This is a genomic window from Microcella sp. (assembly GCF_046293215.1).
GTDB lineage: Bacteria > Actinomycetota > Actinomycetes > Actinomycetales > Microbacteriaceae > Microcella.
Genome location: NZ_JBKBPI010000005.1, coordinates 143,804 through 165,965, shown reverse-complemented (window position 1 = coordinate 165,965; position 22,162 = coordinate 143,804). Strand labels below are relative to the sequence as shown.

Genomic DNA, 22,162 nt, shown 5'->3' with positions numbered 1-22,162 from the left:
CCGCGCGGGCGCGATACGGGATGCCCCTTAGGCAGCGAGCGTCGGAACGCGGCGGTAGCCATCGCGCACGGCGACGACGACGCTCGCGACGACGGCCCACGCGCCAAGCGCTGCGATGACGATGATTCCGGCGGTCATAACGATCTGCTCCTTCGAGGTGGGTACTGCGTCCTGAACACCTCTAGTGAACCGCGATCAATCCTAAAGAACAAGCTATTGTTTCTGAACTAATCATGTAGCGTTACTACATGGACGTGCGCCGACTCGAACTGCTCCGCGAACTCGCCGATCGCGGGTCTGTGGCCGCCGTCGCCGCCGCCACCCACCGCACACCGTCGGCCGTGTCGCAGCAGCTGAAGGTGCTGGAACGCGAGGCCGGCGTGCCGCTGACCGAGCGCGTGGGCCGCGGCATCCAGCTGACCGGAGCGGGCGAGGCACTCGCCGCGACCGCCCGGCAGATCGCCACCGCCATCGAGGCCGCGGAGGCGCTGTGGAGCGAGTTCACGAAGCTGCCGCAGGGCACCGTGAGCCTCAGCACGTTCCCCACGGCCGGCCAGATGCTGCTGCCGGGTCTGCTGACGATGCTCGACGACGAGCCAGGGCTCGAGGTCGTCGTGACCGACCACGACCTCGACCGGCCCGACTTCGCGAGCCTCACCCCCGACTACGACATCGTGCTGGCCGACTCGCAAGGGATTCCCGAGCACTGGACCCGCGACGGGCTGCGCGCCGTCACCCTCATGACCGAACCGTTCGACATCGCGATGCCGCTCGGCCACCGGCTGTCCGACCGGGCGGTGCTCAAGCCCGCTGACCTCGTCACCGAGCAGTGGATCGGCGCGCCCGTCGGCTACCCGTACGACAAGGTGCTCGACGGGCTCGCGGCGGCCACGGGCCGCGCGCCGCGGGTCGTGCAGCGCATCATGGACAATCTGCTCGTCGAGCGCCTCGTCGCCGCTGGCATCGGGCTGGCGATCTTGCCCCGCTACACGACGCGTATCCACGACAGCGGCATCGTCACGAGGCCGATCACGGGAATTCCCGCCGAACGGCAGATCACCGCGCTGTTGCGCTCCGACCGCGCCGAACGGCCGAGCGTGCGCCGAGTGATCGAGTTGCTCGAGATCGAGGGGCGGCGGGTGTCCGCGCGCTACGCGCATCCGGCCCACCGGCGCTAACCCCGCGGCCGCGGCGGCCGCGCGTCAGGTCGCCTCGGGGTCAAACGGTGCCGGGCGCCCCTCGCGCAGCAGTCGCTGACGCTGAGCGTAGGCCGACTCGCGTTTGGGCGCGGTGACCGTCGCGGCGCCCGCTGCCGCACCCGGCCGCGTCGGCTGCGCCTCGTCCTCCATCAGCGCCTCACGGATGATGCGGCGCGGGTCGTACTGACGCGGGTCGAGCTTCTTCCAGTCGACGTCGTCGTAGTCGGGCCCCATCTCCTCGCGCATGCGCTCCTTCGCCCCGTTGGCCATGTCGCGAAGGCTGCGGATGAGGCGGGCAAACTGTGCGGCCAGTTGCGGCAGGCGGTCGGGGCCGATGATGAGCACGGCAATCAGCCCGATCACGAGCAGCTTCTCGAACGTCAGGCCGAAGGACACGAGCCCAGAATAGCCGCCGAAACCCGAGGGATTCCCTCTAGGCTGGGCCGACGAGGAGGCCGAAGTGCCGAGCAAAGACCTGTCCTGGAAGTACGTCGAAGCGTCCGTCGTCGAACCCGATGTGATCGCCGCAGCGCGGGTGACCGCCGAAGAACTCGGCACCGACCCCGTCAGCCCCGCTACGGGCGCGCACCTTGCCTTTACGACGGCCGCGGTGGGCGCACAGACCATGATCGAGATCGGCACTGGCGTCGGCGTCAGCGGCCTGTGGATGCTGAAAGGCGCCCCCGACGCGCACCTCACCTCGATCGACATCGAAGCTGACCACCAGCAGGCCGCGCGCCGCTTCTTCAGCGACGCCGGGCATCCCGCCTCGCGCGTGCGCCTCATCACGGGCGCGGCGACCGAGGTGTTGCCGCGCATGAACGAGTCGAGCTACGACGTCGTGCTCGTCGACGCCGACCCCAAGGGTCTACTCGACCTGCTCGAGCACGCCCTGCGGCTCGTGCGTGTCGGCGGCGTCGTGTTGGTGCCGCACGCGCTCTGGCGCGACACCGTCGCCGACCCCGCAAAGCGTGAGCAGGTGACCACCGATCGCCGCGGCATCATCGCCGAGCTGTCGCAGTCTCCCGCCGTGCACGTGGCTCTCTCGCCCGTCGGAGACGGCCTGCTGCAGTTGGTGAAGCGCTCGGCCTAAGCGCGACGTCGGCCGTTCGTCGGGGCCGAGAACGAGAAAACCCCCGGCCTCGCGGCCGGGGGTGCACTCGGTCTAGGAGATCGCCGCGCTCAGCGCGTCACGCAGTTCGGTGGCCTCCGCGTCGTTGACGGAGACAACGAGGCGACCGCCGCCTTCCAGCGGCACCCGCACGATGATGAGGCGACCCTCCTTGACAGCCTCCATGGGTCCGTCGCCGGTCCTGGGCTTCATGGCTGCCATAGTGTGGTTCCCCTTTCGAGACGAAAATTCCGATTCCCATTATCCCCCGTTATCGCCCCGCCGCTAAATCGACGCTGAGAGCCACGAGGCCAGTCCGCGCTCCACATCGCGGATCTGCGCGAGCGGGACGCGTTCATCGTCCGCGTGGGCGAGCGACGGATCGCCGGGACCGTAATTCACGGCCGGAATTCCCAACTCGCTAAAGCGCGCAACATCGGTCCAGCCGTATTTCGGAGCGGGGGCGCCGCCAACCGCCGCCATGAAGCGCTGGGCGAGCGGAGCATCCAGACCGGGGCGCGCCCCGGGGGCCGAGTCGGTGACCGTCACCTCGACATCGAGGCCATCGACGAGCGCACGAACGTGCGCCTCCGCGTCGGCGACCGTGCGCGAGGGGGCGAAGCGGTAGTTGACGGTGACGGTGCACGCGTCGGGGATCACATTGCCGGCCACTCCCCCGCGGATGCCGACGGCGTTCAGCCCCTCGCGGTAATCAAGACCATCGACCGTGACGGTTGCCGGCTCGTAGGCGGCAAGGCGCTCGAGGATGGGCGTGGCCACGTGAATCGCGTTGACACCCATCCAGGCGCGGGCCGAGTGGGCGCGGCGACCGCGGGTCGTGATGTCGGCGCGCAGGGTGCCGTTGCAGCCGCCCTCCACGGCGCCGTTCGACGGCTCGCCGAGCACGGCGAAGTCGGCGACGAGTAGCTCGGGGCGGGTACGGGCGAGCCGGCCGAGGCCGTTCAGGCTCGCCTCGACCTCCTCGTGGTCGTACCAGACGAAGGTCACGTCGACGGCCGGTTCGGGAAGGCGACAGGCGAGGGCGAGGGCGACCGCGCATCCGCCCTTCATGTCGACGGTGCCGCGGCCGACGAGCGCGTCGCCGCCCTCGGGGTCGGTGGCGCGGGTCGTCGGCAGGTTGCCGTTCACCGGCACGGTGTCGATGTGCCCGGCGATGATGACGCGCTGCTCGCGGCCGAGCTGCGTGCGGGCGACGATCGCGTCGCCGTCGCGCGTCACCTCCAGGTGCGGGGCGTGCGCGGCAAGCGTCGCCTCGATCGTGTCGGCGAGCGCCGCCTCTGCCCCCGACACGCTCTCGATGTCGCACATCGCCGCGGTCAGGGCGACGACGTCGGCGAGCTGGTCGGGGGCGAAGGGGCGCGTCAGGGTCACCGCTCCAGCCTAGTTCCGGGGTCGGCGCCACTAGCCTGGAAGGCATGAGTGACAGCGCCACAGGGACGCACGACAGTTCGGCCACCCACGCGTGGGGCTACGGCCTCGCGACGGTCCGCACCGCCGACGGGGAGGTGCTCGACACCTGGTTCCCCCACCCGGCCCTCGGAACGCTGCCGGAGGGCCGCGACCCGCACATCGTGCCGGCCGAGATCGAGCACCTCGAGGGCGACGATGAGCGACGCGGCGTGCGACTCGAGGCGCGCACCGTCGAGATCACCCTGGATGCTCCCCCCGCGTCGACCGCGGACGCTTACCTCCGCCTCCACCTGCTCTCGCACCGCCTGGTGCTTCCCAACGCGCTCAACCTGGACGGGATCTTCGGCCACCTGCCGATCGTGACGTGGACGACGGCGGGGCCCGTGCATCCCGATGATTTCGACGCCCGGAGACCGGCGCTGCAGCGCGCCGGCATCTCGGTGCTCGGCGTCGACAAGTTCCCGCGCATGCTCGACTACGTCACCCCGCCGCGCGTGCGCATCGCCGACGCGTCGCGGGTTCGCCTCGGCGCCTACCTGTCGCCCGGAACCACCGTCATGCACGAGGGCTTCGTGAACTTCAACGCCGGAACGCTGGGCGCCTCGATGGTCGAGGGCCGCATCAGCCAGGGCGTCGTCGTCGGCGACGGCAGCGACATTGGCGGCGGTGCCTCAATCATGGGCACCCTGTCGGGCGGAGGCACGCACCGCGTCTCGATTGGCGAGCGCGCGCTGCTGGGCGCGAACTCCGGCATCGGCATCTCGATCGGCGACGACTCGGTGGTCGAGGCGGGGCTTTACGTCACGGCGGGCACGAAGGTCGCCGTCATCGACGGCACGACCGACAGCTACGGGCAGCCGCGCACCGTCAAGGCGGCCGAGCTGAGCGGGGTGGCCGGGTTGCTGTTCCGGCGCAACTCGCTCACCGGAGGGGTCGAGGTGCTGCCGCGCACCGGCGCCGGCGTGCAGCTCAACACGGCCCTGCACGCGTAGGGCGGGCGACGCTGCGCGCATTGCTCGCGCCCGCCTGGCCCCGCGCATTGCTCGCGCGCATCGCTCGCCCCCTCCTGGCCCCGCGCATTGCTCACGCCCCCACCGGGTCGCCCGGGCCGCCCGGGCCGCCCAGACTGGACGATCGTTGCCGCGCGTCGATGTCGCTCATCCCAGGGTTGTTCGCGCCCCACCGCCCGTCGGTGTCGCCTCCACCCGGAGATGTTCGCAATCCGCTGCGCGTCGCACCCGCCCACCGGCGTGTCACCCCGATCAGCGGGTGCACGCGACGACGTGATGTTCCCCCCTCACCAGCTTCCACAACAGCGGAAGCGCTGACGGAGTGTCACCCCTTCCGCTGTTGTGGAAGGCGGTCGAGAGAGGCACACAGCCGCCGGCGACGGGCACACTGCTCGGCAGCGGGCGGGCCTCCAGCCGGACATGCGGGCGGTCCTCCAGCCGGACATGCGGGCGGGCCTCCCCCCGGACATGCGGGTGAGCCCCCAGCCGGACATGCGGCCGGGCCCCCGCCCCGACACACGACGAACCCCCGCAGGCTGAGGCCCGCGGGGGTTCGGTCGGTCGATACGGGATGCGCGGCTCACGCTGGCTGCGCCGACGGCGTCAGCACCAGCACCAGCACCGGCACCGGCACCGGCACCGGCACCAGCACCAGCGTGAGGCCCCGCCCTACCGGCCCTGCGGCCAGTCGCGCGCGCCCGAGCCGATGTACAGCTGCTGCGGGCGGCCGATCTTCGTCTGCGGGTCGGCGTTCATCTCGCGCCAGTGGGCGATCCAGCCGGGCAGTCGACCGATCGCGAACAGGACCGTGAACATGCGCGTGGGGAAGCCCATCGCCTTGTAGATGACGCCCGTGTAGAAGTCGACGTTCGGGTAGAGCTTGCGCTCCTTGAAGTAGTCGTCGTCGAGGGCGATCTGCTCGAGCTCGCGGGCAATGTCGAGCAGCGGGTCGCTGATGCCGAGGTCGGCGAGCACCGCGTCTGCGCTCTCTTTGACGAGCTTCGCGCGCGGGTCGTACGACTTGTACACGCGGTGGCCGAAGCCCATCAGCTTGATGCCGTCTTCCTTGTTCTTGACCCGCTCGACGAAGCGCTCGACGCTCTCGCCGGAGTCGCGAATGCGGGCCAGCATGTCGAGCACCGATTCGTTGGCACCGCCATGCAGCGGGCCCGAGAGGGCATTGATACCGGCCGAGATGGAGGCGAACATGTTGGCCTCGGTCGAACCGACGAGGCGCACGGTCGAGGTCGACGCGTTCTGCTCGTGGTCTTCGTGCAGAATCAGCAGGCGCTCGAGCGCCTTCGACAGCACGGGGTTGACCTCGTAGGGCTCGGCCATGGTGCCGAAGTTCAGTCGAAGGAAGTTGTCGACGAAGCTCAGCGAGTTGTCGGGGTACAGGAAGGCCTGCCCAATCGACTTCTTGTGCGCGTAGGCGGCGATGACGGGCAACTTCGCCAGCAGGCGAATGGTCGAAATCTCGACCTGCTCGGGGTCGTGCGGGTTCAGCGAGTCGCCGTAGTAGGTCGACAGGGCGGACACGGCCGACGACAGCACCGACATGGGGTGCGCCTGGTGCGGCAGCGCGTCAAAGAATCGCTTGAGGTCTTCGTGCAGCAGGGTGTGGCGACGCACGCGCTCGTCGAAGTGGGCGAGCTCGTCGGCCGTCGGCAGTTCGCCGTAGATCAGAAGCCACGCCACCTCGAGGAAGCTGGCGTTCGCCGCAACATCTTCAATCGCGTACCCGCGGTAGCGCAGCACCCCGTTGGCGCCGTCGATGTAGGTGATCGCGCTCTTCGTCGAGGCGGTGTTGACGAAGCCGTAGTCGAGACCGGTGTAGCCGGTCTGCTTCGTCAGGGTCGACAGGTCGAGGCTGGCCGCCCCGTCGACGCTGTCAAGAATGGGGAACTCTGCCGTTCCGCCGGGATAGTGCAGCGTGGCCTTCTTCTCAGCGTCGCTCACATCGCCTCCTCGCGTTGGTTGGACTCGGTGGGGGGCGGGATCCCGGCTCGCGCCAAAGGGTGGTGGCGGCGCGGGTGACCCGGGGTACAGCCTAGGCGCAAACGCTGACCAGTAGCGCATCGACCAACGACCAGGCTGATCCGTTGTGGATGATCACCTAACGAAGGCGCGACGCAGCCGCGGCGATGCGCTCGTCGGTCGCGGTGAGGGCGATGCGGACGTGCTGCGAGCGCTCCCCCTCGTAGAAGGTTCCGGGCGCCGCAAGAATGCCCCGCTCCGCCAGCCACGCGATCGTCTCGAGCGCCGGTTCACCCCGCGTGACCCACAGATACAGGCCGGCCTCGGAGTGGTCGATCGAAAAGCCGGCCTCCGTGAGGGCGGTGACGAGCATCCCGCGCCGCCGCGCGTAGCGCGCCTTCTGTTCGGCCACGTGCGCATCGTCGTCGAGCGCTGCCACCATCGCGGCCTGCACCGGCGCGGGCGGAATGAGCCCCGCGTGCTTGCGCACGGCAAGAATGCGCGCGATGAGCGCCGGGTCTCCCGCGACGAAGGCGGCCCGGTAGCCGGCGAGGTTCGACTGCTTGGACAGCGAGTACACGCTCAGCACGTTCGCCAACCCCGCGTCGCCGTCGCCCAGCGCGTCCGATTCGAGGATGCTCGTGACCGGCCGGTCGGAGAACGGCGCCTTCCAGCCCAGCTCGGCGTAGCACTCGTCGTTCACGATGACGGCGCCGAGCGAACGGGCAGCCTCGACGCGAGCGCGGAGGGCACCGGCGTCGAGAACCGAACCGGTGGGGTTTCCTGGCGAGTTCAGCCAGACGAGCTTCGTGCCAGCGGGCCAGTCGGCGGGGTCGTCGGCGCCGAGCGCGCGCGCTCCGGCGATCGCGGCTCCCACCGCGTAGGTCGGGTAGGCCGTCTCGGGGTGCACGACCGTGTCGCCGGCGCCGACGTCGAGCAGCAGCGGCAGCAGAGCGACGAGCTCTTTCGAGCCGATCGTCGGCAGCACGGCATCGACACCGGGCAGGGTAACCCCGCGGCGCCGCGCGTACCATCGCACGATCGCCTCGCGGAGGGCGAGCGTACCCATCGTCTGCGGGTAGGAGTGCGCGTCGGTCGCGGCAATGAGCGCCGTGCGCACCACCTCGGGGGTCGGGTCGACGGGCGATCCTACTGACAGGTCAACGATTCCCTCGGCGTGCGCGCGGGCGCGCGCCGCGAACGGCGCGAGCGAATCCCACGGAAAGTCGGGTAACGCCGGCACGGCGGCGCGACCTAGTTCTGCGGCGGCAGGGCGGAGACGATCGGGTGATCGGAGTGGATGACCCCGACCTTCGCTGCGCCACCGGGCGAGCCGATCTCGGTGAAGAACTCGACGTTCGCCGTGTAGTACTCGGCCCACTGCTCGGGGACGTCGTCTTCGTAGTAGATGGCCTCAACCGGGCACACCGGCTCGCACGCACCGCAGTCGACGCACTCGTCGGGGTGGATGTAGAGCATGCGGTCGCCCTCGTAGATGCAGTCGACGGGGCACTCGTCGATGCAGGCGCGGTCTTTGACATCGACGCAAGGCAGGGCGATCACGTAGGTCACGGTGCGACGGTTTCCTTCTCGTTGAGGGACTCGTTCATGCTAGCCGCCCGGTGCCGGGGAGCGCGCTGTATGCGGGGCCATGACACGACAACGGCGCTGATCGCCATGACCCCGATCAGCCACGCGTAGCCGACCGCGTTTCCCGGAACAACGAGGCTGCCTCCGGCCACGCCCGGTGCGGCCAGCAGGGTCGTCACGCCCAGCAGGCCGGCCGCTGCGCCGATGACGCCCGCGCGGCTGGGCGCGGCCAACCGCGCGCCGACCAGAAACACGGTGGAGGTGACGAGGGCAAGCCCGATGCCCAGCGGCGGCATCGACTGGTGGGCGAAGGTCGCGATCAGCCCGACGAGCGTGCCAACGAGGGCACCGGCGGCGAGCAGACCTGCGCGCAGCGCCCAGCGCACGCGCGTGCCGGAGCGTGGGCCCATCAGGCGTCCAGGCGCAGCATCCACCCGTGGGGGTCGTCTGCACGCCCGTACTGAATGTCGGTCAGCGCCTGGCGCAGTTCCATCGTGAGCGCCCCGGGGGTCGCGTCGGGGGTGCCGATCGTGAAGCCCTCACCCTTGAGCTGCCCAATCGGCGTCACGACCGCTGCCGTGCCGCAGGCGAAGGCTTCGACGATGTCGCCGGACTCGTAGCCGGCCTTCCATTCGTCAAGCTCGACGGCGCGTCGCTCGACGCGGTGGCCGCGGTCTTCGGCCAGCTGCAGGATCGAGTCGCGCGTGATGCCTTCCAGGATCGAGTCGCTGTGCGGCGTGACGAGCGTGCCGTCCTTGTAGACCAGCACGATGTTCATGCCACCGAGCTCTTCGAGGTACTTCTGTTCGACCGAGTCGAGGAACAGCACCTGCTGGCAGCCGTGCTCGGCCGCCTCGGCCTGCGCGACAAGCGAGGCGGCGTAGTTGCCTCCGGTCTTTGCCGCACCCGTGCCTCCGCGGCCAGCGCGCGAGTACCGCGTTGACAACCAGATGGATACGGGAGCAGGGCCCGAGGTGAAGTACGCCCCCGCCGGCGAGGCGATGACGTAGTAGTTGACCTTCTTCGCCGGCCGCACGCCCAGGAAGGCCTCCTTGGCGAACATGAACGGCCGCAGGTACAGGCTGGTCTCGGGGGCGCTCGGCACCCAGTCGCCGTCGACGGCGATCAGCTGCTTGAGCGATTCGATGAAGTACTCGACCGGCAGTTCGGGCAGCGCGAGTCGCTTCGCCGACCGCTGCAGGCGGCGCGCGTTGGCGTCGGGGCGGAACGACCAGATCGAGCCGTCGGCGTGGCGGTAGGCCTTCAGCCCCTCGAAGATCTCTTGCCCGTAGTGCAGCACGGCGGCCGACGGGTCGAGCGAGATTGGGCCGTACGGCTGCACGCGCGGGCGGTGCCAGCCGCCCCACTCGCTCCAGCAGATGTCGACCATGTGGTCGGTGAAGTTCTGCCCAAAGCCGGGGTTCGCGAGCACCTCCTCCCGAGCCTCAACGCTCGCCGCGTTGTCGTTGCGCGTGACAGCGAACTCCAGGTTCTTCGGAGCCAGGGGCAGGAGGTTGGTCATGGCGGTCCTCGTCGATCGAGCGGTGTGGCTCAAGAGTACTGCCGCCGGGGTGTCGCCGGTGGCGGCCCGATCAGCCCGCGGCGGCGACCGCGGCGGCGATGGATGCTCCGATCTCGCCGGTCGTGCGCGTCGCGTCTCCCCGCTGCGCGAGATCCGCCTCAACGGCACGCTCGATGCGCGCCGCGGCCTCCTCGAGCCCGGAGTGCCGCAGCAGGAGCGCGGCGGAGAGAATCGCCGCGGTCGGGTCGGCCTTCTGCTGCCCCGCGATGTCGGGGGCGGACCCGTGCACGGGCTCAAACATCGAGGGGTGCGCGCCCGACGGGTCGAGGTTTCCCGACGCGGCGATGCCGATGCCACCGCCGACGGCTCCGGCGAGGTCGGTCACGATGTCGCCGAACAGGTTGTCGGTCACGATGACGTCGAATCGTGCGGGGTCGGTGACGAGGAAGATCATGGTGGCGTCGACGTGCAGGTAGTCGACCGCCACCTCGGGGTGCTCGGCCGCGACGCGGTCGACCGTACGCTGCCAGAGCGACCCGGCGTGCACGAGCACGTTGGTCTTGTGTACGAGCGTCACCCGGCGGCGGCGCTTTTCCGCCTCCGCGAAGGCGAACCGAACAACCCGCTCGACCCCGAAGGCGGTGTTGACGCTCGTCTCGTTCGCCACCTCGTGCGGCGTCCCGACCCGGATCGCGCCGCCGTTACCCACGTATGGCCCCTCTGTCCCCTCGCGCACGACGACAAAGTCGATGTCGCCGGGCGCGGCAAGCGGTGAGGTCACCCCGGGATAGAGGCGAGTGGGCCGAAGGTTGACGTGGTGGTCGAACGCGAACCGCAGCTTCAGCAGCAGGCCGCGCTCGATGATGCCGCCGGCGAGTTTCGGGTCGCGCGGGTCGCCGCCGACCGCGCCCAACAAGATGGCGTCGTGTTCACGCAGACGCTCGAGCGTCGAGTCGTTCAAGATTTCGCCGGTCGCGAGGTAGTGGCCAGCCCCAAGCGGGTACGTGGTTTCGCGCACGGTGACGCTGTCGCCAACCGCGGCCCGCAGCACCGTCAGCGCCTCGGCGATGACCTCCGGTCCGATGCCGTCGCCGGGAATCACGGCCAGGTCGAGCGTGCGGGTCACAGGTCCTCCTCGAGTCAGCGGAACGCGCCTCATCCCCCAAACGGGGGACATGTCAGGCGATTCCCAGCATGGCGCTACTCCCCCGGAATGACGGGGAACATCGAGGTTCAGGCTACCGCCTCGCGCGGCCCGGATGCCCGTGGGGGCTTTCGTCGAACGTCCAGGCAGCGCTAACTTTTTGCACGGCCCGCACCCGGGTCTGGCTCACCACGAGTCACCCAAGAAAGGAAACAGTGTCATGAGCATTGGTTTCGGTATCTTCCTGTTCGCCGTCGGCGCGATCCTGGCGTTCGCCGTCAACTTCGCCGTCGAGGGCATCGAGTTGGTCACGATCGGGTACATCCTGATGGCCGCTGGTGTCGTCACCGTGATCATCGGCGTTGCCCTGATGATGCGCCGCCGTTCCGCCGTCGCCACCGAGCGCACGGCCGTTGACCCCGCCAGTGGCGAGCGTGTGACCCGCCGTGAGGCATCGGTCGACGACCCGCCCGTCGCGTAACACCAGACCCCCGGACGCGGTCCCGATCCCGCGCTCCGAGCATCCCGATCAGGCGAATGGCGCTGACCCCGTGGGGTCAGCGCCATTGTCCGTTTCCGCGGGGTCTCGTCAGGGCGCCATGGCGCTGATGAGTTCGTAGGCCACGTGTGAGGCCGCGACCGCGGTGAGCTGGGCGTGGTCGTACGCCGGGGCGACCTCAACGACATCGGAGCCCACCAGACGGTGTTCGCCGAGCGCGCGCACCATCGCGAGCAGTTCGCGACTGGTCAGCCCGCCCGCCTCGGGCGTGCCCGTACCCGGGGCGTGCGCGGGGTCGAGAACGTCGATGTCGATCGAGACGTATACCGGCCGGTCGCCGAGCCGGGCGTGCATCCGCTCGATGGCTCGCGCCAGACCCTCGGTCTCCAGCTCGACCGAGCTGATGATCGCGAATCCGAGCCGCTCATCGTCCCGCAGGTCGTCTTTGCCGTAGAGCGGGCCACGAATGCCCACGTGCAGGCTCGCCTCTAGGTCAATGAGACCCTCCTCGCTGGCTCGGCGGAAGGGCGTGCCGTGCGTCACCGGTGCGCCGAAGTAGGTGTCCCAGGTATCGAGGTGGGCATCGAAGTGCACGACGGCGACGGGGCCACCCTCGCGCTCGGCGGCGACCCGCAGCAGCGGGAGCGCAATGGTGTGGTCTCCCCCGATCGTGACGAGACGGGTGCCCCCGCGCGTCAGCTCGCGGGCTGCGGCCTCGATGGCCGCGACGGCCTCGCTGATGTCGAAGGGGTTGGCGGCGATGTCACCGGCGTCGGCGACCTGCTGCACGGCGAAGGGATGGACGTCTTGGGCCGGGTTGTACGGCCGCAGCAGACGGCTCGCCTCCCTCACGTGGGCGGGGCCGAAGCGCGCTCCCGGCCGGTAACTCACGCCTGAGTCAAATGGCACGCCGACCACTGCGATGTCGGCGTGCTCGACCTGGTCGAGTCGCGGCAGGCGCGCAAAAGTCGCGATGTCGGCGAATCGCGGGCGCGTACTGGCGTCGACGGGTCCGATCGGGTCCGGGCTCATGTCACAAGAGTAATCAACTGATGTCTGTAGGTAAACACACAGAGAGGGATGTCTGCGCTCGGCACTACAGTAAACGTGAGGAGGTTACCGATGAAGCCCGTGCATCCGCGAGCCAGCCGCGAGCCGGTTCGCATCGGCGCAAAGTTGCGTGCCTCCCGCCTCGCGCAGGGCCTCACCGTCGCTCAGGTCGCCGAGGCCTCTGGCCTGACCCGGGGCTTCCTCAGCAGAGTCGAGCGCGACGAAACCTCCCCGAGCGTCTCGACCCTCATCACCATCTGCCAGGTGCTGTCGTTGCCGGTCGGCGACCTGTTCGAGACCGTCGAGAGCGACCTCATCCGTCTCGACGACGCGCCGCTGATCAACATGGGCGGCAGCGACGTTGTCGAGCGCATGCTCACGCCCCGCGGGCAGGGTCGAGTGCAGGTGCTGCGTTCGGTCATGCAGCCCGGAGCCTCCGGCGGCGACGACCCGTACACGGTCAACTGCGACGTCGAGGTGCTGCACATCGTGTCGGGCGAGCTGAAACTGCGCCTCGGCAATGAGTGGCATCACCTGACGGCGGGCGACACGATGACCTTCCCCGGGCGCGAGCCTCACACGTGGCGCAACGAGTCCGACAGCGAGACCATCGCGTTCTGGACCCTGATCCCCGCCCCGTGGAGCGGTTCGCAGTAGCGAACTACTACGCGTCGACGACCGTGATGGCGCGCACCAGGTCGGCGTCGATCGCCTCGCGCACCCGGTCGAGCAGGTCGTCGGGCACCCGCGAGTCGACGGTCAACACACTGAGCGCCGGGCCGCCGGCCGTGTGGCGGGCAATCTGCATGCCCGCGATGTTGATCGATGCCTCGCCGAACTCCTTGCCGTAGACCGCAACGATTCCGGGGCGATCGGTGTAGAGCATGACAATGAGGTTTTCGGCCATCGGCACCTCGACGTCGTAGCCGTTGATCTCGACGATCTTCTGCACCTGCTTCGACCCCACGAGGGTGCCAGACACCGACAACTGGGTGCCGTCGGCGAGGGTGCCCCGGATGGTCAGCAGGTTGCGGTACTCGTCGCTTGTCGCGTCGGTCACGAGGCGAACCGTCACTCCGCGCTGCTCGGCGAACAGGGGGGCGTTGACGTAGCTGACCTGCTCGCTCGAGATACGGCTGAACACGCCCTTCAGAGCGGCGAGCTTCAGCACCCCCACGTCGTGCGCGACGATCTCACCGCGTACCTCCACGTCAATGGCGGCGATCGAGTGATCGGCAAGCGTGGCGAAGACCTGCCCAAGCTTCTCCATGAGCGGGATGCCCGGACGCACGCTCGGGTCGATGATGCCTCCGGCCACGTTCACAGCGTCGGGAACCAGTTCGCCGTCGAGGGCGAGTCGCACCGACTTCGCCACCGAGACGCCCGCCTTCTCCTGGGCCTCATCCGTCGAAGCTCCCAGGTGCGGTGTCAGCTGGATTCGCGGCGCGGTGATGAGCGGCGAGCCGGTCGGCGGCTCGCTGACGAAGACGTCGAGGCCGGCACCCGCGATCTGGCCCTCCGTGAGGGCGGTGAGGAGAGCATCCTCGTCGATGATGCCGCCGCGGCTCGCGTTCACGATGCGCAACGACGGCTTCGCGAGCGCGAACTGCTCGGCGCCGATCAGGTTCGTCGTCTCGGGCGTCTTCGGAATGTGGATGGTGATGAAGTCGCTGCGCTGCATGAGCTCGTCGAGGGTGACGAGCTGCACGCCAAGCTGCTGCGCGCGCGCCGGAGGCACGAACGGGTCGTAGCCGATGAGCTCGACCCCGAACCCGGCGAGGCGCTCGGCGACAAGGGTGCCGATTCGTCCGAGACCGACGATGCCGATCGTCTTCTCGTACAGCTCGACGCCGGTAAAGGCGCTGCGCTTCCACGCGCCCTCCTTCATGGAGGCGTCGGCGGCCGGCAGGTGGCGAGCAAGCGACAAGAGGTGGGTGATGGCGAGCTCGGCGGCCGAGATCACGTTCGAGGTGGGGGCGTTGACGACCATGACGCCGGCGGTCGTGGCCGCCTTGACATCGACGTTGTCGAGCCCGACACCGGCGCGGGCGATGACCTTCAGGCGACGGCCGGCGGCGATTGCCTCGGAGTCCATCTGGGTGGCCGAGCGAATGAGTACGGCGTGGGCCTCGGCGAGAGCCTCAAGAAGTGCCGGACGGTCGGTGCCGTCGACGTGGCGAATCTCGAAGTCGGGCCCGAGGGCGTCGACGGTGGCAGGGGACAGCGTTTCGGCGATGAGCACGACCGGCTTGGGCACAGAGAATCCTTATGACGCGGGGCGACGCGGGCGAAGCGCGACAGGGGTGACGTCGTCGCCGCACACCATCGGGGGCGACCGGTGCTCCCAGGGTATCGCAGGCAGAATGGCCTCCATGACGCCCGTTGATCTTGCCCGCTGGATCACGGCGATCGTTTTCATCGCGATCGGGGTGACCCACTTCATCCCGCCCGTCGTTCGCGGCATGGCGGCGATGGTTCCCGCGGTCTTCCACGGGCGCCCGTTCTCAGCGATCGGCTGGGTGTGGGTGACGGGCGTCGCCGAGATCGCGGGCGGGCTGGGGCTGCTGTGGGAGCCCACGCGCGCGGCGGCCGGCATCGCGCTCGCGGTGTTCCTCGTGTGCGTCTTCCCGGCGAACGCCTACGCGGCGGGTAAGCGCGAGAAGTTCGGTGTGTTCGCCGTGCCGTTCTGGCCCCGGCTGCTCATGCAGCTTGCGCTGATCGCTCTCGTGCTGTGGGTGGGGCTCACGCCGTAGGGGCGGGTCGGAAGCCGCTCAACTGGCCGGGAAGACCGTGATCACACCGGTCGCGACCGCGATCAGGCTGAGTCGGAGCGCCGCGATCACCCCGAGGGTGGCGATGAGCACGAGCGCATAGCGCCCGACCGGCAGCCGGCGGGCGGCGAGCGCCGCGGCCGTGAAGATGACGGGGGCCTGCACCGCTCCGAGCCAGAGCGCGGCCCACGGGGTCTCTGCAGCGATGCCGAGTTGCCCGAACAACTGCGGCAGGTTCACGAGGCTGCCGATGCCGTCGTAGAGGAACCACGCGGCGATCACCCCGAAGACGACCACGAGCAGGATGCGCGCAGCCCCAAACCGCGCCGCGTCCGGTTCGCGCGCCGTCGGCTCCGCGTCGATGTCGCTCATCGGACCACCCCCAGCAGGAACGGCCACGGCACCAATACCAGCGTGCCGAGGGCGAGCCACCCGAGCCGGTGCACGGCACCTCGCCCGCGCGACAGCACGACGCTCGCCACAAACCACATGGGTGCGGCGATGATGGCAAGGAATTCGGCGAACTGGTACGTGACCTCCTGCAAGAGGTCGGTACCCGACAGCGGGAGTTGCGCGACGCCGATGATCCAGCCGACCGCGTACATGAGATAGATGCCGCCGAACACGCTCGTGGCGGCGAGCAGCGCGCTGCGACCGCGCTTCCCCGCGGCACCGCCCGCACTGGCGGTCGCCTCGCCCGACTCGGCGGGGGCTGCCTCCGCCTCGCCGCCGGGGGCCGGGCCCAGGTCGTAACTGGCGTCGTCGACGTCGTCCCAGCGAAGGGCAGCGTCGTCATCCGGGTCGTCGGGGCGCGCCATGGGATAACCCTAGCCGCCGTATCCGAGCGAGCGCCTAGGGTCGACGTGCCCCAACCGAAGGAGTCGCGCATGCCATTCGAGACGCTCGACGGGCGACCACTCGACCGGCTCTCGCTGCTGTATCGGCGCGGCCGCGATTTCCAGGTTGTGGAGCCGTTTCGCTACCGCGAGCCAGCGACGGGAGCGATCACGCGCATCCCCGCACACGACGTCACGTTGCCGCCTGACCCCGGCAACAGCACCGACTTCGCGTCCGTTCCACCGTTTCTGTGGGGACTGATCGCGAACTACGGGCCGCAGACCCTGCCGGCTGTCATGCACGACGCCGAGGTGGCCGCGGCGATGGCGGCGCCCCCACACGAACGGCTGGCGCGGCGGCGCGCGGCTGACGAGCGGTTCCGGCTCGCGTTGATCGACGAGGGCGTTCACCTTTTGCGCGCCCGCACCATGTGGGCGGCCGTGGGGCTCGAGAGCTGGTGGCGCCACGGCGGAGCTCGCGGCCGAGCCCTCATCGCCCAGGTCGCGCTTGGGGCACTCACGCTCGTGGCGATGGTGCCTTTCGCGGTTCTGCTCTCACCCTGGTGGATGCTCGTCGCCGTCGCGCCCGCGGCGCTCGCGCCGCTGTGGCGGCGGGACATCACGCTCGTCACCGCCGCCAGCTACCTCGGCGCGCTGTACCTGCCGCTCGTGCTTGGCGCCTATGCGGCGGCGCACGTCGAGAACGCGATCGCGCTGGTGGTCTGGCTCGTCACAGGGCGGCGTGGTCCGCGTCCTTCCGCCGAACCGAACCCGGCGTGGCGCGACGAGTACCAACGCGAACGGCCCGCCCCGCGCTGAGCGCGAGACGGGCCGACGGGGAAACGAGCGGATCAGCGAGCGGCCGAGCCCTCGGTGTAGTCGGCGTCCTGCTGCTTCCAGGCGAACAGGGCGCGCAGGCCGCGACCGGTCTCCTCGATGGGGTGCTGGGCGGCCTTCTCGCGCAGCTGCTGGAACTCGACAGCGCCGGCATCCTGGTCGTCGATGAAGCGCTTGGCGAACGCGCCCGACTGGATGTCGGCGAGCACGGCCTTCATGTTCTCCTTGACGTGGGCGTCGATGACGCGCGGGCCCGAGACGTAGTCGCCGTACTCGGCGGTGTCGCTGACGCTCCAGCGCTGCTTGGCGATGCCGCCCTCCCACATGAGGTCGACTATGAGCTTCAGCTCGTGCAGCACCTCGAAGTAGGCGATCTCGGGCTGGTAGCCGGCCTCGGTCAGCACCTCAAAGCCGTACTGGACGAGCTGCGAGGTTCCGCCGCAGAGCACGGCCTGCTCACCGAACAGGTCGGTCTCGGTCTCCTCGGTGAAGGTGGTCTTGATGACGCCGGCGCGGGTGCCACCGATGGCCTTGGCGTACGACAGGGCGGTGTCCCACGCGGTGCCCGAGGCGTCGCGCTCGACGGCGACGATGTCGGGGATACCGCGGCCGGCGACGAACTCGCGACGCACGGTGTGGCCGGGGGCCTTCGGGGCGACGAGGATCACGTCGACGCCCTCGGGCGCCTCGATGTAGCCGAAGCGAATGTTGAAGCCGTGGGCGAAGGCGAGCGTCTTGCCCTCGGTCAGCTTGTCCTTGATCGAGTCGGCGAAGATCGCGCGCTGGTGCTGGTCGGGCGCGAGGATCATGATGAGGTCGGCCCACTCGGCGGCGTCGGCGACGCTCAGCACGCGGAAGCCGTCGTTCTCGGCCTTCGGCTGCGACTTTGAGCCCTCCTTGAGGGCGATGACGACCTCGACGCCCGAGTCGCGCAGGTTCTGCGCGTGGGCGTGACCCTGCGAGCCGTAGCCGACGATCGCGACCTTCTTGCTCTGGATGATCGACAGATCGGCGTCCTTGTCGGTGATGACGGAAGTCATGCGGGGATCTTCTCCTTTGGGATTTTCTGTGCGGAATCGGGCGGATGTTCGGGGCTGGCCCCGCGCATCCGGTTCAGTTCTTGAGAACGCGCTCGCTGATGCTCTTGCCGCCGCGGCCGATCGCGAGAAGGCCCGACTGGGCGATCTCCTTGATGCCGTACGGCTCGAGAACGCGCAAGAGCGCCTCGACCTTCTGGGTGTCTCCGGTGACCTCAATGACGAGGGCGTCGGTGGCGACGTCGACGACGCGGGCGCGGAACAGGTTCGCGGCCTCGAGAATCTGCGAGCGGGTGGCGTTGTCGACGCGCACCTTGATGAGCATGTGCTCGCGCTGCACCGACTGGCTGGGGTCAAGCTCGACGATCTTCAGAACGTTGATGAGCTTGTTCAGCTGCTTCGTGATCTGCTCGAGCGGCAGGCCCTCGACCTCGACCACGACGGTGATGCGCGAGAGCCCTTCGATCTCGGTCGTGCCGACCGCGAGCGAGCGGATGTTGAAGCCGCGGCGGGCGAACAGGCCCGCGACGCGGGTCAACAGGCCGGGCTTGTCTTCGACGAGCAGGGAGAGCACGTGATAAGTCATGTCGGTTACTCCCTGTCCCACTCGGGGGCGTGATCGCGGGCGTACTGCACCGACGAGTTGCCCACACCCTGCGGCACCATCGGCCACACCATGGCATCGCGACTGACGATGAAGTCGATGACGACCGGTCGGTCGTTGGTCTCCATCGCGAGCTTGATCGCCGGCTCGACCTCCTCCTTCTTCGTCACGCGGATGCCCAAGGCGCCGTAGGCGTCGGCCATCTTCACGAAGTCGGGAACCATGACGGTGTCGTGGCCCGTATTGAGGTCGGTGAACGAGTGCCGGCCGTCGTAAAACAGCGTCTGCCACTGCCGCACCATGCCGAGCGACGAGTTGTTGATCACGGCCACCTTGATGGGGATGTCGTTGATCGTGCAGGTCGCGAGCTCTTGGTTCGTCATCTGAAAGCACCCGTCGCCGTCGATGGCCCAGACCAGACGCTCGGGCTCGGCGATTTTTGCGCCCATCGCGGCGGGCACGGCGTAGCCCATCGTGCCGGCACCCCCCGAGTTCAGCCACGCGCCGGGGCGCTCGTACTTGATGAACTGCGCGGCCCACATCTGGTGCTGGCCGACGCCCGCGGCGTAGACCGCTTCGGGGCCAGACAGCTCGCCGATCTTCTCGATGATCCACTGCGGCGACAGCAGCCCGTCGTCGGGCTCGGTGTAGCCGAGCGGGTACTGCTGCTTGAGCGTCGAGAGACGCTTCCACCAGTCGGAGTAGTCGGGCGCCGCGTCGGCCGCGGCCTTCTGGAAGGCCGGGAGCAGGTCGGCAAGCACCTCGCGAGCGTCGCCCACGATCGGCACGTCGGCGGCTCGAATCTTGCCGATCTCTGCCGGGTCGATGTCGATGTGGACGATCTTCGCGTGCGGCGCGAACTCGCTCACCTTGCCCGTCACACGGTCGTCGAAGCGGGCGCCGATGGCCACCAGCAGGTCGGCCTCTTGCAGCCCGAGAACAGCGGGAACCGTTCCATGCATGCCGGGCATGCCGAGGTGGTGCGCGTGCGAATCGGGGAACGCCCCGCGAGCCATGAGGGTCGTCACGACCGGCGCGCCCGTGGCCTCCGCAAAGGCCAGCAGTTCGCGGTGGGCGCCGGCGCGCACGACGCCGCCACCGACGTAGAGCACCGGCTTACGGCTCTCGACCAGCAACTGGGCGGCGGCCTGAATCTGCTTGCCGTGCGCCTTCGTCACCGGGCGGTATCCGGGCAGCTCGATCTTCGGCGGCCAGATGAACGGCGCGGTCTTCTGCTGCGCGTCCTTCGTGATGTCGACGAGCACCGGGCCGGGCCGGCCGCTGGTGGCGATGTGCACGGCGGCGGCGAGGACGCCCGGGACGTCGGCGGGGTCGGTCACGAGGAACGAGTGCTTCGTGATCGGCATCGTGATGCCGGTGATGTCGACCTCTTGGAAGGCGTCGGTTCCCATCGAGGTCGAGAAGACCTGGCCGGTGATCGCGAGCAGCGGCACCGAGTCCATGTGCGCATCCGCGATCGCGGTGACGAGGTTCGTGGCGCCGGGGCCGGACGTGGCGATGCAGACGCCGAGCTTGCCGCTCGCGGCGGCGTAGCCCTCGGCCGCGTGGCCGGCGCCCTGCTCGTGGCGCACGAGGATGTGACGAATCGAGGTTGACGCCATCAGCTCGTCATAGAACGGCATGATGGCGCCGCCGGGCAGGCCGAACACGTCGGTCACACCGAGCTTCTCGAGGCTGGCAAGGATCGCACCCGATCCGGTCAGCAGCGGGGGCTCGGTGGATGCCGGGCGCGCGGGAGGTGCAGGAGTCGGCACGGGGGTCGATTCCGTTGGCATGGATATCAGCTTCCCTGACAGGTTGGCGATCGGGCGATGTACGGCCCGCAGTTATCCCGTCACGGCGCCCTGAGAGGCGGAGCGCACCAGTTTGGAGTACTTGGCAAGGACCCCACGGGTATAACGCGGTGGCAGGGGCGCCCAGTCGGTGCGGCGCGCCTCCAGCTCGGCTTCGTCGACCAGTAGGTCGAGGGAGCGAGCAGCGATATCGACCCGGATGAGATCACCATCGCGCACGAAAGCAATAGGACCAGCGTCTACTGCTTCGGGAGCTACGTGGCCGATGCACAGTCCGGTTGTGCCGCCTGAGAATCGACCGTCGGTCAAGAGTAGTACATCTTTTCCGAGCCCCGCGCCCTTGATGCGAGCCGTGATCGCCAGCATCTCGCGCATACCGGGACCGCCCTTCGGCCCTTCGTAGCGAATGACGATGATGTCGCCCTTGTTGATCTGGCCGGCAGCGAGAGCATCCATCGCGGCACGCTCACGCTCGAACACGCGAGCTGGCCCCTCAAAGACCACCGAATCAAACCCAGCGGTCTTGACGACCGCCCCCTCCGGCGCCAACGATCCGTGCAGGATTGTGATGCCGCCTGTCTGGTGGAAGGGATTGTCAAGCGAACGCAGCACCTTGCCGTCAAGGGGCGCGGGATTGAGCGCTTCAAGGTTCTCGCGCATGGTCTTGCCCGTCACCGTCAACGCGTCCCCGTGAAGCAAACCCTCATCGAGGAGCGCCTTCATGAGAACAGGAAGACCACCCTGTCGATCGACATCGTTCATCAAGTAGTTTCCGAACGGCTTCACGTCGGCAATGTGGGGGACCTTGTCGCCGATTCGGTTGAAGTCAGCGAGCGTCAGAGGAACTTCCGCCTCATTCGCGATGGCCAGAAGGTGCAGAACGATGTTGGTCGAGCCGCCGAGCGCCATACCCACAGCAATCGCGTTCTCGAACGCTTCCATCGTGAGAATGTCGCGGGCTGTGTGACCCCGCTCAAGCATTCCGACGACCGCTTCTCCCGATCGATGAGCGAAGACATCCCGCCGACGATCAGCTGACGCGGGGCTCGCCGAGCCCGGCAAACTCATGCCCAGCGCTTCCGCAACGCTCGCCATCGTGTTCGCGGTATACATGCCGCCGCAGGTTCCTTCGCCGGGCGCGAACGAGCACTCGATTCGATGAGCATCTTCCAGCGACATAGTGCCCGCCTGGACGGCGCCAACCGCCTCGAAGCTGTCAATGATGGTGATTTCCTTTTCTGTACCGTCACTCAGCTTCACCCAGCCAGGGGCGATGGAACCGGCGTACAGAAAAACGCTTGCGAGGTCGAGCCGAGCGGCGGCCATCAGCATTCCCGGGATCGACTTGTCACACCCCGCAAGAAGAACTGAACCGTCAAGCCTTTCGGCCTGCATGACCGTCTCGACGCTATCGGCGATGACCTCGCGACTCACGAGCGAGAAGTGCATACCTTCGTGCCCCATCGAGATGCCATCGGAGACACTGACTGTCCCGAACTGCAGCGGATACCCACCTCCCGCATGCACACCCTCTTTGGCGGCCTGCGCGAGGCGCCCAAGCGAGAGATTGCAGGGCGTGATCTCATTCCATGAACTGGCGATACCGACCTGAGGCTTGTCCCAGTCGTCGTCACCCATACCCACGGCGCGGAGCATGCCGCGCGCCGTCATGGCCTCGATTCCATCGGTAACAACGCGGGAACGGGGCTTGCGGTCGATCTCAGTCATAG

24 protein-coding genes are annotated in these 22,162 nt (G+C 68.6%); 7 read left to right on the top strand and 17 right to left on the bottom strand.

The features are described 5' to 3' along the window. Positions 1-248 precede the first annotated feature (248 nt). On the top strand, positions 249-1,178 hold the full coding sequence (locus ACK4SC_RS06670) for a LysR family transcriptional regulator (protein WP_409616305.1): 930 nt from the start codon (positions 249-251) through the stop codon (positions 1,176-1,178). Positions 1,179-1,202: 24 nt separating this feature from the next. Here the strand turns inward: ACK4SC_RS06670 and ACK4SC_RS06665 are convergent, their stop codons facing one another. After that, positions 1,203-1,595, bottom strand: a complete 393-nt coding sequence (locus ACK4SC_RS06665; protein ID WP_409616303.1) for a sec-independent translocase — start codon at positions 1,593-1,595, stop codon at positions 1,203-1,205. A 64-nt stretch (positions 1,596-1,659) separates the two neighbouring features. On the opposite strand from ACK4SC_RS06665, the gene ACK4SC_RS06660 reads away from it, so the two are divergent. Further along, positions 1,660-2,292, top strand: coding sequence for an O-methyltransferase (locus tag ACK4SC_RS06660; RefSeq protein WP_409616300.1), 633 nt, complete (start codon positions 1,660-1,662; stop codon positions 2,290-2,292). A 72-nt stretch (positions 2,293-2,364) separates the two neighbouring features. On the opposite strand, the gene ACK4SC_RS06655 is transcribed toward ACK4SC_RS06660, so the two are convergent. Further along, positions 2,365-2,532, bottom strand: coding sequence for a DUF3117 domain-containing protein (locus tag ACK4SC_RS06655; protein WP_096422594.1), 168 nt, complete (start codon positions 2,530-2,532; stop codon positions 2,365-2,367). 63 nt (positions 2,533-2,595) lie between these two features. Continuing rightward, positions 2,596-3,696: a succinyl-diaminopimelate desuccinylase gene (dapE, locus tag ACK4SC_RS06650; protein ID WP_409616346.1), complete on the bottom strand. Its 1,101-nt coding sequence runs from the start codon at positions 3,694-3,696 to the stop codon at positions 2,596-2,598. A 50-nt stretch (positions 3,697-3,746) separates the two neighbouring features. Here dapE and dapD point away from each other — a divergent pair, with 50 nt between their 5' ends. Then, positions 3,747-4,733 carry a 2,3,4,5-tetrahydropyridine-2,6-dicarboxylate N-succinyltransferase gene (dapD, locus tag ACK4SC_RS06645; protein WP_409616298.1) on the top strand — a complete coding sequence of 329 codons (987 nt, stop codon included), beginning with the start codon at positions 3,747-3,749 and terminating at the stop codon, positions 4,731-4,733. A 687-nt stretch (positions 4,734-5,420) separates the two neighbouring features. On the opposite strand, the gene ACK4SC_RS06640 is transcribed toward dapD, so the two are convergent. From ACK4SC_RS06640 to ACK4SC_RS06615, 6 genes are all read right to left on the bottom strand, one after another. Further along, positions 5,421-6,710 (bottom strand): citrate synthase, encoded by a 1,290-nt coding sequence (locus tag ACK4SC_RS06640; protein ID WP_409616295.1) that lies wholly within the window; start codon positions 6,708-6,710, stop codon positions 5,421-5,423. Between the two features lie 157 nt (positions 6,711-6,867). Next, positions 6,868-7,971, bottom strand: a complete 1,104-nt coding sequence (gene dapC / locus ACK4SC_RS06635; RefSeq protein WP_409616292.1) for a succinyldiaminopimelate transaminase — start codon at positions 7,969-7,971, stop codon at positions 6,868-6,870. Between the two features lie 11 nt (positions 7,972-7,982). Continuing rightward, a complete protein-coding gene (gene fdxA / locus ACK4SC_RS06630; RefSeq protein WP_409616289.1) occupies positions 7,983-8,300 on the bottom strand; it encodes a ferredoxin in 318 nt (105 codons plus the stop codon). Beyond that, entirely contained in the window at positions 8,297-8,728 is a 432-nt protein-coding gene (locus ACK4SC_RS06625; protein WP_409616286.1) for a DUF6113 family protein, read from the bottom strand. Before ACK4SC_RS06625 ends, fdxA begins: the two co-directional genes overlap by 4 nt. Beyond that, positions 8,728-9,840 (bottom strand): branched-chain amino acid aminotransferase, encoded by a 1,113-nt coding sequence (locus ACK4SC_RS06620; protein ID WP_409616283.1) that lies wholly within the window; start codon positions 9,838-9,840, stop codon positions 8,728-8,730. Before ACK4SC_RS06620 ends, ACK4SC_RS06625 begins: the two co-directional genes overlap by 1 nt. A 70-nt stretch (positions 9,841-9,910) precedes the next feature. Beyond that, on the bottom strand, positions 9,911-10,966 hold the full coding sequence (locus tag ACK4SC_RS06615) for a 3-isopropylmalate dehydrogenase (protein WP_409616281.1): 1,056 nt from the start codon (positions 10,964-10,966) through the stop codon (positions 9,911-9,913). 238 nt (positions 10,967-11,204) lie between these two features. On the opposite strand from ACK4SC_RS06615, the gene ACK4SC_RS06610 reads away from it, so the two are divergent. Beyond that, entirely contained in the window at positions 11,205-11,465 is a 261-nt protein-coding gene (locus ACK4SC_RS06610) for a DUF6458 family protein (RefSeq protein ID WP_409616278.1), read from the top strand. A 108-nt stretch (positions 11,466-11,573) separates the two neighbouring features. Here the strand turns inward: ACK4SC_RS06610 and speB are convergent, their stop codons facing one another. Continuing rightward, complete coding sequence (gene speB, locus ACK4SC_RS06605; RefSeq protein ID WP_409616275.1) at positions 11,574-12,515, bottom strand: agmatinase; 942 nt, start codon at positions 12,513-12,515, stop codon at positions 11,574-11,576. Positions 12,516-12,605: 90 nt separating this feature from the next. Here speB and ACK4SC_RS06600 point away from each other — a divergent pair, with 90 nt between their 5' ends. Continuing rightward, entirely contained in the window at positions 12,606-13,190 is a 585-nt protein-coding gene (locus ACK4SC_RS06600; RefSeq protein ID WP_409616273.1) for a helix-turn-helix domain-containing protein, read from the top strand. 7 nt (positions 13,191-13,197) lie between these two features. Here ACK4SC_RS06600 and serA read toward each other — a convergent pair whose 3' ends face one another. Then, a complete protein-coding gene (serA, locus tag ACK4SC_RS06595; protein WP_409616270.1) occupies positions 13,198-14,790 on the bottom strand; it encodes a phosphoglycerate dehydrogenase in 1,593 nt (530 codons plus the stop codon). A 115-nt stretch (positions 14,791-14,905) separates the two neighbouring features. On the opposite strand from serA, the gene ACK4SC_RS06590 reads away from it, so the two are divergent. After that, the gene (locus ACK4SC_RS06590; protein WP_409616267.1) at positions 14,906-15,286 is read left to right on the top strand and encodes a hypothetical protein; all 381 of its coding nucleotides are present in this window, start codon (positions 14,906-14,908) and stop codon (positions 15,284-15,286) included. A gap of 18 nt (positions 15,287-15,304) precedes the next feature. Here ACK4SC_RS06590 and ACK4SC_RS06585 read toward each other — a convergent pair whose 3' ends face one another. Both ACK4SC_RS06585 and ACK4SC_RS06580 read right to left on the bottom strand, forming a co-directional pair. Next, on the bottom strand, positions 15,305-15,676 hold the full coding sequence (locus ACK4SC_RS06585) for a hypothetical protein (RefSeq protein WP_409616264.1): 372 nt from the start codon (positions 15,674-15,676) through the stop codon (positions 15,305-15,307). After that, positions 15,673-16,122, bottom strand: a complete 450-nt coding sequence (locus ACK4SC_RS06580; RefSeq protein ID WP_409616261.1) for a hypothetical protein — start codon at positions 16,120-16,122, stop codon at positions 15,673-15,675. Before ACK4SC_RS06580 ends, ACK4SC_RS06585 begins: the two co-directional genes overlap by 4 nt. A gap of 69 nt (positions 16,123-16,191) precedes the next feature. On the opposite strand from ACK4SC_RS06580, the gene ACK4SC_RS06575 reads away from it, so the two are divergent. Next, positions 16,192-16,959 carry a DUF1353 domain-containing protein gene (locus ACK4SC_RS06575; protein ID WP_409616258.1) on the top strand — a complete coding sequence of 256 codons (768 nt, stop codon included), beginning with the start codon at positions 16,192-16,194 and terminating at the stop codon, positions 16,957-16,959. Between the two features lie 32 nt (positions 16,960-16,991). Here the strand turns inward: ACK4SC_RS06575 and ilvC are convergent, their stop codons facing one another. The 4 genes from ilvC to ilvD all read right to left on the bottom strand — a co-directional run bounded on the left by ilvC (position 16,992) and on the right by ilvD (position 22,160). Next, complete coding sequence (ilvC, locus tag ACK4SC_RS06570) at positions 16,992-18,017, bottom strand: ketol-acid reductoisomerase (RefSeq protein ID WP_409616255.1); 1,026 nt, start codon at positions 18,015-18,017, stop codon at positions 16,992-16,994. A 73-nt stretch (positions 18,018-18,090) separates the two neighbouring features. Continuing rightward, a complete protein-coding gene (ilvN, locus tag ACK4SC_RS06565; RefSeq protein ID WP_409616253.1) occupies positions 18,091-18,600 on the bottom strand; it encodes an acetolactate synthase small subunit in 510 nt (169 codons plus the stop codon). Positions 18,601-18,605: 5 nt separating this feature from the next. After that, entirely contained in the window at positions 18,606-20,414 is a 1,809-nt protein-coding gene (locus ACK4SC_RS06560) for an acetolactate synthase large subunit (protein ID WP_409616250.1), read from the bottom strand. Positions 20,415-20,465: 51 nt separating this feature from the next. Next, the gene (ilvD, locus tag ACK4SC_RS06555) at positions 20,466-22,160 is read right to left on the bottom strand and encodes a dihydroxy-acid dehydratase (RefSeq protein WP_409616247.1); all 1,695 of its coding nucleotides are present in this window, start codon (positions 22,158-22,160) and stop codon (positions 20,466-20,468) included. Positions 22,161-22,162 lie beyond the last annotated feature (2 nt).